The sequence below is a fragment of the Agrobacterium sp. OT33 genome, from assembly GCF_017313365.1.
Taxonomy (GTDB): domain Bacteria; phylum Pseudomonadota; class Alphaproteobacteria; order Rhizobiales; family Rhizobiaceae; genus Agrobacterium; species Agrobacterium rhizogenes_A.
This window is the reverse complement of the sequence record NZ_JAFLMZ010000001.1, coordinates 318,282-332,141: the sequence shown is the minus strand read 5'-3', so window position 1 is coordinate 332,141 and position 13,860 is coordinate 318,282. Positions and strand designations below refer to the sequence as shown.

Below are 13,860 nucleotides of genomic sequence, written 5' to 3'. Positions count from 1 at the left end.
TAAAAGGTGTGAGCGGTTTTGGGAAAAGACAAGCGTGAAATCAAAGAACCGGGTCGCTTATCGATTTGAAGGGAAGCGAAACGATCCAGCTCATTTCCGGATGCAAAACCGCTTCGTATTATTGCTGGAAATGCTTAAGAGCGGGGGCCATTCTCGCGCAAGCTTCAGCCTCTAGTCATGGTTTGAAACCGTGCGGCGGCTTTTCCGTCGCCCTTCTCATGAAGAGACAGGACGATTTTTATGGCGCAACCACCAGTCATCTCCTTGCCCAAGGTAAGTCCGAGCACGCGTGACATCGGTTTCGCACTGGGCATCGTGGCGATCCTCTGCGTTCTCTTCCTGCCCATTCCGGTCATGCTGGTGGATATCGGGCTGGCGTTCTCGATCGCGCTTTCGGTCCTCATCCTCATGGTGGCCCTTTGGATCCAGCGCCCGCTGGATTTCTCGTCTTTCCCGACCGTGCTGCTGATCGCGACCATGATCCGCCTGTCGCTGAACATTGCGACGACGCGTGTCATCCTGTCGCACGGCAATGAGGGGCCGACCGCGGCGGGCGGCGTGATCGCCGGTTTCTCCAGCCTCGTCATGTCCGGCGATTTCGTCATCGGTCTGATCGTCTTTCTGATCCTGATCACCGTCAACTTCATCGTCATTACCAAGGGTGCGACACGTATCGCGGAAGTCGGTGCGCGCTTCACCCTGGATGCCATTCCCGGCAAACAGATGTCGATTGACGCGGATCTGTCCGCCGGCATCATCGACGAGAAGGAAGCGCAGCGCCGCCGCCGTGAGCTGGAAGAGGAAAGCTCCTTCTTCGGTTCGATGGACGGTGCCTCGAAATTCGTCCGCGGCGACGCCATTGCCGGCCTCATCATCACCGCGATCAATATTTTCGGCGGCATCATCATCGGTTATTTCCGCCACGGCATGCCGATCGGCGAAGCAGCCGACGTTTTCGTCAAGCTTTCCGTCGGTGACGGTATCGTTTCGCAGATCCCGGCCCTGATCGTATCGCTGGCCGCCGGCCTTCTGGTCTCGCGCGGCGGCACCGCCGGTTCGACGGATCAGGCCGTCGTCAATCAGCTGAGCGGTTACCCGCGTGCGCTCATGGTTTCGGCCATGCTGATGGGGCTGCTCGCCGTCATTCCGGGCCTTCCGTTCCTGCCCTTCATCTTCCTGGGCGGCATCATGGCCTTCGGCAGCTGGTATATTCCGCGCCAGGCGGAAGCCGAAAGCGCGCTTCGCCGCCAGGAGGAGGAGAACAAGGTTCTTCAGACCACGGAGGCGGAAAAGGATTCGGTCAAACAGGTGCTGAAGACGGCCGAGATCGAACTCGCGCTTGGCAAGCAGGTTTCGACCCGCCTTCTCGGGGCGCATCAGGAGCTGGCCTTCCGTGTCGGCAAGATGCGCAAGAAATTCGCCACCCAGTACGGTTTCGTCGTGCCGGAGATCAAGGTCTCAGACGATATCATGATACCGGAAAAGGCCTACCAGATCCGTGTCCACGGCACGACCATCGCGTCAAGCAACCTGCGTGTCGGCGATGTTCTTGTCGTGACCGGGGCAGGGCGCAAACCGAGCATTCCCGGCGATGAGATCCGCGAGCCCGCTTTCGGCATGCCCGCCGTCTCGATCCTCGAGACCTTTACCGAAGACCTGAAGCGCGAAGGTTTCCACCCGATCGACAACGTCTCCGTCGTGCTGACGCATCTGAGCGAAGTCATCCGCAACAACCTGCCACAACTTCTGTCCTACAAGGACGTGAAGATCCTCATCGACAGGCTTGATCCGGAATACAAGAAGCTGGCTGATGAAATCTGCTCGTCGCATATGTCCTATTCCGGCCTGCAGGCGGTTCTGAAACTGCTGCTTGCCGAACGTGTGTCGATCCGCAACCTGCATCTCATTCTCGAAGCGGTTGCCGAACTCGCGCCGCATGTGCGCAAGACGGAACAGATCGTCGAACACGTGCGGGTGCGCATGTCGCAGCAGCTTTGCGGCGATCTGGCGGACAATGGCGTGCTGCGCGTCCTGCGCCTCGGCAACAAATGGGACATGGTTTTCCATCAGGCGCTCAAGCGTGACCAAAAGGGCGAGATCGTCGAATTCGACATCGATCCGCGTCACCTTGAGGAGTTTTCCGAGCAGGCGTCCAAAGTTATCCGTGAATTCATGGATCGCGGCCTGCCCTTTGTCCTTGTAACCTCGCCGGAAACGCGGTCCTATGTGCGCATGATTATCGAGCGACTCTTTGCCACCCTGCCGGTTCTTTCGCACGTGGAACTGGCCAAGGGGCTGGAGATCAAGATCCTGGGCGCCATTTCATGATAACCGACCCGCAAGGGACCATTATCGCGTTGTTCCTTGCCATTTGTCGTATCGGCGCCTGTTTCATGACGATGCCGGGCTTTTCCAGTTCGCGCATCTCACCGCAGATCCGCATGCTGCTGTGCGTCGCGGTATCCATGGCGCTCCTGCCCGTGCTTTGGGATACGATCTATCCGAAGGTCTCTGGTGCAAGTCAGGGCACGGTCGTCGGCCTCATCTTCACCGAGATCGTTATCGGGGCGATGTATGGCCTGATCGCACGGTTTTATACGCTCGGTTTCCAGTTCACGGGCGCGCTCATCGGCGCTTCCATCGGCCTCAGCGCTCCTGGCGGTGCGGATGTCATCGAAGACGTGCAGGAAAACCAGATATCCAACTTCATCACCTTCGGCGGCCTGCTGGTGCTGTTCATGCTGGATTTCCACCATATTGTCCTGAAGGCGCTGGTGGATTCCTATACCGCCACGCCGGTCGGCGCCCTCATCAGCGGCCAGAAGATGCTGATCACGCTCACCGATACGCTGAGGGCAACCTTCTCGATCATGCTGCGGCTTGCAAGCCCCTTTGTGATCTATGGCCTGATGTTCAACGTCGCAGTCGGTCTCATCAACAAGCTTGCGCCGCAGATCCCGGTCTATTTCATCTCGACGCCCTTCGTTCTCGCGGGCGGTATCTTCATGCTCTATCTGTCGGTCGCCGCCCTCATCCGCCAGTTCGTGGATGGTTTCGGCCCGGTCTTCATCGGCTTCTGATCGGGAGAAAACGCCATGGCGTCGGACAAGCGCTCTGCCAAGCTCAAACGTCTCGTAACGGTACAGCGTCACATGGAGAAGATGGCCGAGGTGGAGCTTGCCGACACCGCGCGTGTCCGGACCGAGGTGGCGCAATCCATGGACAATGTGCTGGAAGCGATGAGTTCCATGGAGCCGGTGCACCAGACGTTTTCCCGGCATTATTCGGATCGTTACGGCCGTCTGGTGGTCAAGGACCGCCAGCTCGCCGGCGTGCAGCAATTGCAGGAAAACAAGGTGCTGAAGGAAAAGACCAAGGCGGACCGGCTGGAGGACAGGATGCATCTCGCCCGCGATCTCGAGGATCGTGAAGCCGATGATAATGCAATCTATGATCTGCTTGAAATGACAAACGCATCCCGGACACCAGCCTCCAGCAAGGTTGGCGATCCATAATCTGCCCCATTGTTGCATCGCGGGCGTTTTTGAAGAGGCCTCCGGCGATGTTTCTTGATTGAACGAACGCGTCGGCTTTCCCTGTCATGCGTTCTTCACCTCGGGAGATCGGGACGTGGCGATATCGGTTATAAGTGATCTGGTGATGGATGTGGTGCGCGCCGCGGACCCTCAGGAAGTACAGGTCGCCCAGGAAAAACTGAAGGCGAACAAGGCGGCCTTTGCGGCCACCAGCCTTGCCGATGCCGGCAAGGGTTTTGGCGCCGCCGTCGATATGCTGGATGGCGCCTCCTCGAAGGCGGGCCTTGGCGATACCAATATTCGTTCAGCGCGCACGGAGATTCCCGAAACATACCGCAAATATGAAGCCTCGGTACTCCAGACCTTCGTTGCCAACATGCTGCCGAAAGACAGCGAGGAAGTCTACGGCAAGGGTAATGCCGGCGAAATCTGGAAAAGCATGATGGCCGAACAGTTTGCCGATACGATCTCCAGAAATGGCGGCGTCGGTATTGCGGAACAGGCTTACAAGGATGCGTTGCGGAAAGCCGAAAGCAAGGGCATTACCGACGTTTCCATGAATGAAAAAGACCATAATGCTGCAATTCGGATGGTGGCGGAGTTCGAGCGGCAGGTCCTCGGCGTTTCCAATGAGAAAACGGACGAGGCTTGAAAATGAAAAACCTTAACGAGGAGACAAGCATGGACCTTATGTCGAACGACCACCGTATCCAATCCGTTCTCGGCCGCCTTGAGATGATCATCGACAATGAGAACGACAATATCGGTAAGGACCCGCAATTCGACTTCAAGGTTTCCAATGCCCATAAAAGCCGTTGCCTCTATGAGCTGACCATGCTGTTTCGCGATACGCCGCGCGAGGAAATCGCAAGCGGTTATCTGGAGCAGGTGAAGGGCATCAAGTCCAAGCTTGCGACCAATGCCAGCCGCGTCGAGGCGCATCTGAACGCGGTTCGTGCTGTCGCGGACCTGCTGAAGAACGCGATCCAGGAAGCCGATACGGACGGCACCTACTCGCAGGAACAGTTCATGTACGGCGCAGCCTCCTGATGTTGAAGCTTCTTCTCACCGGCGTCTGGGTTTGCGCCGTCACGCTCGGCGCGGTGTATTTCTCCGTCCAGATGGCGACGGCACCCGCGCCGGGGGATGAGGCGGGCGCGAAAAAGGCCAATCTGCAACTGGTCAAGGGCGAGAGCATCACCATCCCCGTCATCAATGACGGCGGCGTGAACGGCTATTTCCTCAGCCGGATTTCGCTGCGTGTCGACAAGGACAAGATGGCGAAGATCGAGCTGCCGGCAACGCAGCTGATGACCGACGAATTGTTCACGCTTCTGGCGGGTTCGTCCATGGTCAACATCGCCAATATTTCCACCTTCGATCCCGAGGCCTTCAAGCAGCGCATCCGCGAGGGGCTGAACAAGAGGCTCGATGACGAAGTGGTCGAGGACGTGCTGATCGAACAGCTCGATTATCTGTCCAAGGCCGATATTCGCGAGCAGAATGGCAATGGCACACCCCGTTCGGTCAAGATCGTCGAGGGCGAGAAGGCCGAGGCCGGAAAAGAAGCGGCCGCCGCGCCAAGCCACTGATACCGGAAGGCGCGGCTCACGCGCCGGGCCGGCGCAAAGCGGTCCACCGTTCTGGTTAATCCTTCCTTTGGATGACCCCGGGCATTCGAGCGATTGCTTTCAGGGTAACTTCAACCTGCACCTGTATAAACAGACCCATGAGCCGCCGTCCCGCAACCATGCGCCGGACCGGCGGCAGGTTTGGCATTCGGGGGTTGGTAATGAATTTCGCGGCAGGTTTTGCGCGGCCGGGATCGCAACGGAACATTCATGGACTGCGTGTCTGTGATCTCGACTGGAACGGTGCGCTGGAGCTCGTCAGCAGCCGGGCTTCGGCTTGCGAAGGGCACACGATGCTCTCGTTTCTCACCATCGACAAAGCCAGGCAGTCCCTCAGGGATATCGCCTATCGCGAGATTCTGGAAAGCTGCCTGCTTCTGCCGCAGGGCAAGGCCATGATCGCCGCCACCCGGGGCGAAAATGGCAGGCCTCTGTCCGCCGCCATCGATGGCGTCGCTTTCGTCATGGCGCTTCTGACCTATATGGCGGTCCCGAAACGGATCGGCGTTGCAGGCGACGATGCGGCACAGCTCGGTGAAGTGCTGGCGAAGCTGCGCGCTCACGCGCCCTGGCATGACTTCGTGATGCTCGGCCGCGACACCTCAGGGGTGAAGGTCGATGTTCTGCTTGCCGGTATGCTCGGTGAAAATCAGGAGAAATGGCTGCACCGCACCGTCAGCCGTGACGATGCGCGCGTCGCAATCGCGGTCGGCCCGCTGTTCAAGGTACTTTCGTCCGAAGTGGCGGGCATGCCGGAAATCTTCCGCAAGCTGCATATGAGCTGGCTCTACAGCCTCTGCGCCGAACCCTGGCACATTGCGCTTGGCAAAACCGAGGCGGGTTCGCGGAGCCCGCGTTAACCATTTGTTTGCCACGATCCTTTAACCTCTCGTAAGGTTTTGACAGTCGCCCGTTGCGGGCGGCATCGAGGGTGGTAGACGGCTTCAGATGGTTGATCACAGTCCGGATATGATGGCGGTTCGCCCGGAAGAGGACGATGTCGCCGTGCCCACGTCGCAATGGCGCAGACAGTGTCTGCGGCTTCTGACCGCCGGCTGCGTCGCGGCTGCGACCGTCACCGGTGCTGCGCTTCCGCTTTTGTTGATCGATTCCGGTTTTCGCGGTTATGTCTCGCAGGCCCGGATCGAAGTCACGCAATCTTCCTATGACGCTCCGGATGCTGCCCGCTTTCTGGCGATGGCCCGGCGCACGCTATTATCCTCTTCGGGGCTCGACCGGGTAACCGCTGACCTCAAGCTGAAAGCCGCCGATATGGTCGGGGTTCGCAATCAGGGTGAGCTTGGCCTGCTTGTCGATCTGCTGACAGGGACGGACGCACGCCCGCTTTCCCCGCGCGAGGCGCTGAATGGTGCGGTGGGCGAGGCAATACGGCTGGAACTGACGCCGGATGAAAATACACTGGTCGTAACCTCCAGGGCAGCCACACCGGAGGCCGCCATGCGGCTGACGGATTATCTTTCGATGCGGGTCATGGCGGATGGCAGGGCCGGCACCATGACACCCGCCATGCGCCAGACGGAACGGGCGCGGACAAGGCTCGATGAGGCGGAAGCGGCACTGAACGGCTTCCAGATGCGCCATGGCGATGCCGTCCTGTCGGAAGTGCAGCAGCTAGAGCAGCAATTGCGTGACGTGAACGACAGCCTTGCCAGAATGGCGCAGCAGCAACAGTCTCTTCAGGCCGATCTGGCGGTCGCTGCTGCACTCAAGCCGAATGATGTGCTGTCAAAGCCCGTGCCGGCAGGCGCGGCTTTCTCGGCGCTTGAGGATATCCGGCAGAAACATGCGACGGCCAGCATGGCGCTTGCCAGCGTATCGGTCGATTACGGGCCTAAGCACCCCCGCCGCATTGCCGCGCAGAATGCTGTCGATGCCGTACAGGCGCTTGCCGCCCCTGCCTTGCGCCAATTGGTCGATGGCCTGCGGGCGGATGAAAAACGCATCACCCAGGAGATCGCGACCGCCAGTGGTGAGCGCAAACAGCACCTTGATCGGCTGAACGGCCTTGGCGTTCCCCCCGGTGAACTTTCCCGGCTGCAGGCAGAGCTGGAGACGGCGCGAAATACCTATCTGGAAGCAAGCGAGCGTCGCGATCTGTCCGCATCCACCACTCCGACCGTCGAGACGCGCCTGACGAAGAAGGCGGTCCCCGGAGAATTGTCCCGTGATCTGACGCAGGCGGCGATGATGGCGGGCGGCGGCGGCCTGATCGGTCTGCTGGGCAGCCTTTATCTCCTGAGCTACCGCCGTCACGATGAGGAACAGGAGGGCCAGCTGGCCGTCGAAAATGGAGTGCAACTTCCGCCCTCCATGGATGAGCCGGAGCAATCCCTTCAGTTTTCCGAATTCGAGCAAATCGAGCCGGCGGTTTTTGATGATCTCGAAGAGCTTGCCGCGGATGATGTCCAGCCTGAAGACGCCTTCGCCGACTATTATGCCGAGGCCGCGAATGATGCTGACGACATGCCGCTGGACGAGCGTGTGCGGCAGGTGCTGATGGGTAACCGCACCGCCAGAACCGTCGACCAGATGTCGCCAGAGCTTCCGCCATTGCTCGGTGAAGCCCTTGCCGGACACTTCGATCATGAGCAGGCCGAAGCCGAGGAGTTGGCGGAATTGAGACGCGAGCTGGCGCATCTGAGGGAGCGTCTTGCCGATTACGCCGATCACCGTGACGGCTACCGCAAAACTGCCTGACGAGGCTGCATTTTTGCTTGCATTCCTGCAAAGGGGGCACCATACGGGGCCAACGTAATCCAGCAGGAGCAAGACGCATGGCAGTTGTGATTGACGGGAAGGCGAAGGCGGCTTCGGTAACGGAGGCGGTCCGCATATCGGCAGAAGCGCTCGAGGCGGAACGGGGCGTCAAGCCCGGTCTCGCGGTTGTCATCGTCGGTAATGATCCGGCCAGCCATGCTTACGTGAATTCCAAGAGCAAGATGGCCAAGCAATGCGGCTTCAACTCCATCCAGCACACGCTGCCGGAAGAGACGACGCAAGGCGAGCTTCTGAAGCTGGTCGGCGAACTGAATGCCGATGCCTCCATTCACGGCGTTCTGGTGCAGCTTCCGCTGCCGAAGCATTTCAATTCCGATGAGATCATCCAGTCGATCCTGCCCGAGAAGGATGTCGACGGTCTGAGCGTGCTCAACGCCGGCAAGCTGGCGACGGGCGATCTCGCCACCGGCCTTATTTCCTGCACGCCCGCCGGTGCCATGCTTCTGGTGCGCGGCATTCATGGCGACGATCTTTCCGGCCTGAATGCCGTGGTCATCGGTCGCTCGAACCTGTTCGGCAAGCCCATGGGCCAGCTTCTCCTCAATGCCAATGCCACGGTGACCATGGCGCATTCGCGCACCAAAGATCTCGCCACCGTCTGCAAGACGGCCGATATTCTCGTCGCGGCCGTCGGTCGCGCGGCAATGGTGAAGGGCGACTGGGTGAAGCCGGGCGCAACTGTCATCGATGTCGGCATCAACCGTATTCCTGCTCCCGAAAAGGGCGAAGGCAAGTCGAAGCTGGTTGGCGATGTCGCCTTTGACGAGGCAAGCGCCGTTGCCGCCGCCATCACGCCGGTTCCGGGCGGCGTCGGCCCGATGACGATTGCCATGCTGATGGCAAATACCGTCATCGCCGCCTATCGCGCACTCGGCAAGGCCGCGCCGAAGTTCTGAGTGAATTGAGACAGGCCGGCTCAGCCTTTGGGAGCCGGCCCTGTCGAAGCGCGCACCACAAGCTCCGCTTTCCAGAGCTCCTGATGGGGCTCCATCTGCTCGAACTTGATCCGGTTGATCAGGCGCTGCCCGACCCGAACGCCCGCAGCCCTGAGCGACGAGCGTGTGGTCGTCAGCGGCACGGAAAAATTATCCGGTTTCAGCAGCGGCAGCACGTCGTCATGGGCGATCAGCGAAATGTCCTTGCCGGGTTTTAACCCCCGCTGGTTCATCGAGCGGATAGCGCCGAGCGCAAGCGCGGTACTGGCGCAGAGAATGGCGGTCGGCTTTTCCGGTTGAGACAGCAGCGCCTCCATGCCGAGATAACCCTCCTCGTCCGTCATGCTGCTGTGCCGCTTATTGGCCGGGTGCAGGGCGAGGCCGCTTGCCTCGAGCGCCTTCTCCACCCCGAGACAGCGCCGGTAGGTGAAATCGTAGCCCTCCGGGCCGTTCAAAAGCCCGATGCGCTTATGGCCGAGCTGGAGGAGAAGCTGGGTCGCATCGCGAAACGCGCCCTCATTGTCCACATCGAGATAGGGATAATTCTCCTCCACGCCGACGGACCTGCCATGCACGAGGAAGGGCAGGGAGAGCGACTGCATCATGGCAATGCGCGCATCGTTCTTTTTCATATAGGCGAGATAGATGCCATCAACGCTGCCGCTTGCGGCAAGCCCGCGCAGGGCTTCACGCTCCTTTTCCGGCTCCGTCGGCATGATGACGAGATGAAAGCCGCTGCGCGACGCTTCCTCGCCGAGACCGCTTAAGAATTCGCCGAAATGCACATCGGAACGGTGGTGTTCGCCAATCGGCATGACGAGCCCGATGGAGCCGACCTTGCCGGTTGCCAGCCGCTGCGCCGCCGCGTTAGGGCGATATCCCGTCTTCTCGGCGGCCTCCATGACGCGGCGGCGCGTCTCCGCGCTCACCTCGGGATAGCCGTTGAGCGCCCTGCTGATGGTGGTCTGCGAAATGCCCAGCAGTTGCGACAACTGTTTCAGGTTCATGTCTTTAATTTCCTCCATGCGTGCACCCGGGAAGCGGCAAAAGCCTCTCCTCGCATTCCCAAAGCGCTTTAGATTTTTACCAGCCCCATCATGTTTTCTCAATCAAAAATGATAGCCGCCTTCTCAAATAAATATGATTATTCGCAAGGTGCTGCAACGTTTCCGAAGAAAGAGCCTCTTGACTCCGTCTGGATGACAATGAGATGAATAGGCAGCCAAAGCGCTTTGATTGGAGAGGACGCTTTGAGCCTTTTATGTGATGGGAGGTAAATCACATGCGGAAGACTCTTTTGGCGACGGCGGCTTCGATCGTGCTGCTGTCGGGTGCGGCCTTTGCCGCCGATCTGAAATTCGCGCCCGGCGAGGACGCCAAGTTTAACTGGAAAAGCTACGAGGACTTCAAGGCGGCCCATGCCGACCTGAAAGGTCAGACGCTGACGATTTTCGGCCCCTGGCGCGGTGAGGACGAGGCCCTGTTCCAGTCGGTGCTGGCCTATTTCGCTGACGCGACCGGCGTGAATGTCCGTTATTCCTCGTCGGAAAATTACGAGCAGCAGATCGTCATCGATACGCAGGCGGGTTCGCCGCCCAATATCGCCATCCTGCCGCAGCCCGGCCTACTGGCCGATCTCGCGGCCAAGGGTTTTCTGGTGCCGCTCGGCGATGAGACCGCCAATTGGGTCAAGGAAAATTACGGCGCAGGCCAGTCCTGGGTCGATCTCGGCAGCTACAAGGGCAAGGATGGCAACAAGGCTTACTTTGCGTTCCCCTTCAAGGCCGATGTGAAGTCGCTCGTCTGGTATGTGCCTGAGAACTTCGAGGAAGCGGGCTATAAAGTGCCCGAGAGCATGGAAGACCTGTTCAAGCTGACCGACCAGATCGTTGCCGATGGCGGCACGCCCTGGTGCATCGGCCTCGGCTCTGGCGGTGCGACCGGCTGGCCGGCAACCGACTGGGTGGAAGACCTGATGCTGCGCACGCAGCCGCTCGACGTTTACCAGAAGTGGACGACCAACGAGGTGAAGTTCACCGATCCGGCCGTGGTCGAGGCGATCAACGAATTCGGCAAATTCGCCAAGAACGAAAAATACGTGAGCGGTGGCGTCGCGGCCGTGGCCTCCACCGACTTCCGCGATAGCCCCAAGGGTCTCTTCGACATTCCGCCGAAATGCTACCTGCACCATCAGGCGTCGTTCATTCCGTCCTTCTTCCCTGAAGGCACCAAGGTCGGAACGGATGCGGATTTCTTCTACATGCCGACTTACGCGTCCAAGCCTGACCTCGGGAAACCGGTTCTCGGCGCCGGCACGCTCGTCACCGTTACCAAGGAAGCGCCTGCCGCCAAGGCATTCGTCGAATTCCTGAAAACCCCGATCGCCCATGAAGTGTGGATGGCGCAGTCCAGCTTCCTGACGCCCTATAAGGGTGTGAATGTCGACACCTATGCCAATGAGCAGATGAAGCGCCAGGGTGAAATCCTCACGACCGCGACAAGCTTCGGTTTCGATGGTTCCGACCTGATGCCCGGCAAGATCGGCGCCGGCGCATTCTGGACCGGCATGATCGATTTCGTCGGTGGCAAGTCCGCCGATCAGGTCGCCGCCGATATCCAGAAGGCCTGGGACGGCCTGAAGTAACAATCGGATCAGGCCCGGCGGCACGCTGCCGGGCCTTTACCAAATGGAACTGCCCCGACGACCGTATAAATCAGCGCGGCGCGGAGAGGATCAGGGAGGGAACATGGCTCAACAACTCGTGTCTGCCATCGGCGTCATGGTAGCGGGCGTTTTTGCCTGCGCGGCCTATTACTGGCTATCCGACAAGGCGCTGCAGGTGATTTTTCCCGTCCGCTCGGGAGATGTCATTCACGCTTCCCGCAATCTAAACCGCCGCGCCGCCGTCCGGCCCTGGCTGTTCATCGGCCCGGCGCTGATCCTTCTGCTCGTCTATCTGGTCTATCCCGTCATCGCCACGCTGGTCCTGTCCTTTTATGATCGCACAGGCAGCGAATTCGTCGGCCTCGCCAATTATCGCTGGGCGTTTTTCGATGCCGGTTTCCGCCAGTCGATCTTCAACAATATTCTCTGGCTTGCCGTCGTGCCGGCCGCCTGCACCTTCTTCGGCCTCGTCATTGCCGTCATGACCGACCGCATCTGGTGGGGCAACATCGCCAAATCCATCGTCTTCATGCCGATGGCGATTTCCTTCGTTGGCGCATCGGTCATCTGGAAGTTCATCTATGAATACCGTGCCGAAGGTCAGGTGCAGATCGGCCTCTTGAACGCCATCGTCGAGTTTTTCGGCGGCAGCCCGGAGGTTTGGATTTCCATGCCCTTCTGGAACAATTTCTTCCTGATGGTCATCCTCATCTGGATCCAGACCGGTTTCGCCATGGTCATCCTGTCCGCAGCGCTGCGCGGCATTCCGGAAGAAACCATCGAGGCTGCCGTCATCGACGGCGCCAATGGCTGGCAGATCTTCTGGAAGATCATGGTCCCGCAAATCTGGGGCACCATCGCCGTCGTCTGGACGACGATCACCATTCTCGTGCTCAAGGTCTTCGATATCGTGCTGACCATGACCAACGGCCAGTGGAACACCATGGTTCTAGCCAACCTCATGTTCGACTGGATGTTCCGCGGTGGCGGCGACAGCGGCCGAAGTGCTGTTATCGCACTCATCATCATGGCGGCGGTCACCCCGATCATGGTCTGGAATATCCGCCAGGCGAACCGCGAGATGGAGGGCCGCTGAGATGAATATCGTCAAACGCCTGCGCCGCGTCGGCCTGCCGCGCCTCATCGTCCATGCCAGCGTCCTCGTCGTCGTGCTTCTCTGGCTCCTGCCAACGCTCGGCATTCTCGTCAGCTCGCTGCGCGACAAGGACCAGATTACCGTGTCCGGCTGGTGGACGGCCTTCTCCAGTTCCGAACAAACCTCGGCGGTTCGCCTCGCCGATGCTTCCGTGCAGAAGCAGGACGGCAGCCGCTATGTGATATCAGGCAATGTATTCGAAAGCGGCGCGGGCGGAAAAGTCTCCGCCTTCGGCGTGCGCGTTCAGGAGCCGAGAGCCTTCAACGCCGGCGAACCGGCCGATATCGGCGATGGCGAAACCCTGCTCGTCAATACGGACGGCACCTACGAATACAGCAAGGCTTCAAGCTTCGAGGGCGCGCGCGGCAAGCGCGTCTATATTTCCGTCGCGACGCCGCCCGTCTTCACGCTCGATAATTACCGCACGGTTCTGACCTCGGAAGGCATCGGCCAGTCCTTCGTCAACTCACTCACCGTGGCCGTCCCGGCAACCGTCATCCCCATCCTCATTGCGGCCTTCGCCGCCTATGCGCTGTCATGGATGAGCTTTTCCGGCCGCAATCTGCTGATTGCCATGGTGGTGGGCCTCATCGTCGTGCCGTTGCAGATGTCGCTGATCCCGCTGCTGCGGCTCTATAATGAAATCGGCACCATCTTCGGTGTGCCGTCCAAGACCTATGCCGGCATCTGGCTGGCGCACACCGCCTTCGGCCTGCCGCTCGCCATCTATCTGCTGCGCAACTATATTTCCGGCCTGCCGAAGGAGATCATCGAAAGCGCCCGCGTGGATGGTGCCAGCGATTTTGAAATCTTCGTCAAGATCATCCTGCCGCTCTCCTTCCCGGCGCTCGCCTCCTTCGCCATCTTCCAGTTTCTGTGGACCTGGAACGACCTGCTTGTCGCCATGGTCTTCCTCGGCACGCAGAAGGACGAGCTGGTGCTGACCGGTGCGCTCAACGCGTTGCTCGGCTCGCGCGGCGGCAACTGGGAAATCCTCACCGCCTCGGCCTTTGTCACCATCATCGTGCCGCTTTGCGTCTTCTTTGCTCTTCAACGTTATCTCGTGCGTGGCCTGCTTGCAGGCTCCGTCAAGGGAGGCTGATCATTCCATGAACGCCCATACCAGACAGGACACTTC

Annotated in this window: 13 protein-coding genes; 12 read left to right on the top strand and 1 reads right to left on the bottom strand. The window is 59.7% G+C overall.

Annotation, left to right across the window (positions count from 1 at the left end):
- Positions 1-240 precede the first annotated feature (240 nt).
- From flhA to JZX88_RS01570, 9 genes are all read left to right on the top strand, one after another.
- Positions 241-2,328, top strand: a complete 2,088-nt coding sequence (gene flhA, locus JZX88_RS01610; RefSeq protein ID WP_065114866.1) for a flagellar biosynthesis protein FlhA — start codon at positions 241-243, stop codon at positions 2,326-2,328.
- Complete coding sequence (fliR, locus tag JZX88_RS01605) at positions 2,325-3,080, top strand: flagellar biosynthetic protein FliR (RefSeq protein WP_065114867.1); 756 nt, start codon at positions 2,325-2,327, stop codon at positions 3,078-3,080. The genes flhA and fliR overlap by 4 nt, the downstream gene beginning before the upstream one ends.
- Positions 3,081-3,095: 15 nt before the next feature.
- Positions 3,096-3,515, top strand: coding sequence for a hypothetical protein (locus JZX88_RS01600; RefSeq protein ID WP_206912344.1), 420 nt, complete (start codon positions 3,096-3,098; stop codon positions 3,513-3,515).
- A 115-nt stretch (positions 3,516-3,630) separates the two neighbouring features.
- Positions 3,631-4,188, top strand: coding sequence for a rod-binding protein (locus JZX88_RS01595; RefSeq protein WP_065116126.1), 558 nt, complete (start codon positions 3,631-3,633; stop codon positions 4,186-4,188).
- A 29-nt stretch (positions 4,189-4,217) separates the two neighbouring features.
- Positions 4,218-4,586, top strand: a complete 369-nt coding sequence (locus JZX88_RS01590) for a hypothetical protein (protein ID WP_065116127.1) — start codon at positions 4,218-4,220, stop codon at positions 4,584-4,586.
- A complete protein-coding gene (locus tag JZX88_RS01585) occupies positions 4,586-5,128 on the top strand; it encodes a flagellar basal body-associated FliL family protein (protein ID WP_142855318.1) in 543 nt (180 codons plus the stop codon). The genes JZX88_RS01590 and JZX88_RS01585 overlap by 1 nt, the downstream gene beginning before the upstream one ends.
- Before the next feature lie 200 nt (positions 5,129-5,328).
- Complete coding sequence (locus tag JZX88_RS01580) at positions 5,329-6,027, top strand: WecB/TagA/CpsF family glycosyltransferase (protein WP_206912343.1); 699 nt, start codon at positions 5,329-5,331, stop codon at positions 6,025-6,027.
- An 88-nt stretch (positions 6,028-6,115) separates the two neighbouring features.
- Positions 6,116-7,885 (top strand): GumC family protein, encoded by a 1,770-nt coding sequence (locus JZX88_RS01575; protein ID WP_206912342.1) that lies wholly within the window; start codon positions 6,116-6,118, stop codon positions 7,883-7,885.
- Between the two features lie 77 nt (positions 7,886-7,962).
- Positions 7,963-8,862, top strand: a complete 900-nt coding sequence (locus tag JZX88_RS01570) for a bifunctional methylenetetrahydrofolate dehydrogenase/methenyltetrahydrofolate cyclohydrolase (protein WP_206912341.1) — start codon at positions 7,963-7,965, stop codon at positions 8,860-8,862.
- Between the two features lie 20 nt (positions 8,863-8,882).
- On the opposite strand, the gene JZX88_RS01565 is transcribed toward JZX88_RS01570, so the two are convergent.
- Entirely contained in the window at positions 8,883-9,908 is a 1,026-nt protein-coding gene (locus JZX88_RS01565) for a LacI family DNA-binding transcriptional regulator (RefSeq protein ID WP_206912340.1), read from the bottom strand.
- A gap of 275 nt (positions 9,909-10,183) precedes the next feature.
- Here JZX88_RS01565 and JZX88_RS01560 point away from each other — a divergent pair, with 275 nt between their 5' ends.
- From JZX88_RS01560 to JZX88_RS01550, 3 genes are all read left to right on the top strand, one after another.
- Positions 10,184-11,545 (top strand): ABC transporter substrate-binding protein, encoded by a 1,362-nt coding sequence (locus JZX88_RS01560; protein WP_174030563.1) that lies wholly within the window; start codon positions 10,184-10,186, stop codon positions 11,543-11,545.
- A gap of 103 nt (positions 11,546-11,648) precedes the next feature.
- Positions 11,649-12,662 carry a carbohydrate ABC transporter permease gene (locus JZX88_RS01555; protein ID WP_206912339.1) on the top strand — a complete coding sequence of 338 codons (1,014 nt, stop codon included), beginning with the start codon at positions 11,649-11,651 and terminating at the stop codon, positions 12,660-12,662.
- 1 nt (position 12,663) lies between these two features.
- Positions 12,664-13,824, top strand: a complete 1,161-nt coding sequence (locus JZX88_RS01550) for a carbohydrate ABC transporter permease (protein ID WP_142855323.1) — start codon at positions 12,664-12,666, stop codon at positions 13,822-13,824.
- Positions 13,825-13,860 lie beyond the last annotated feature (36 nt).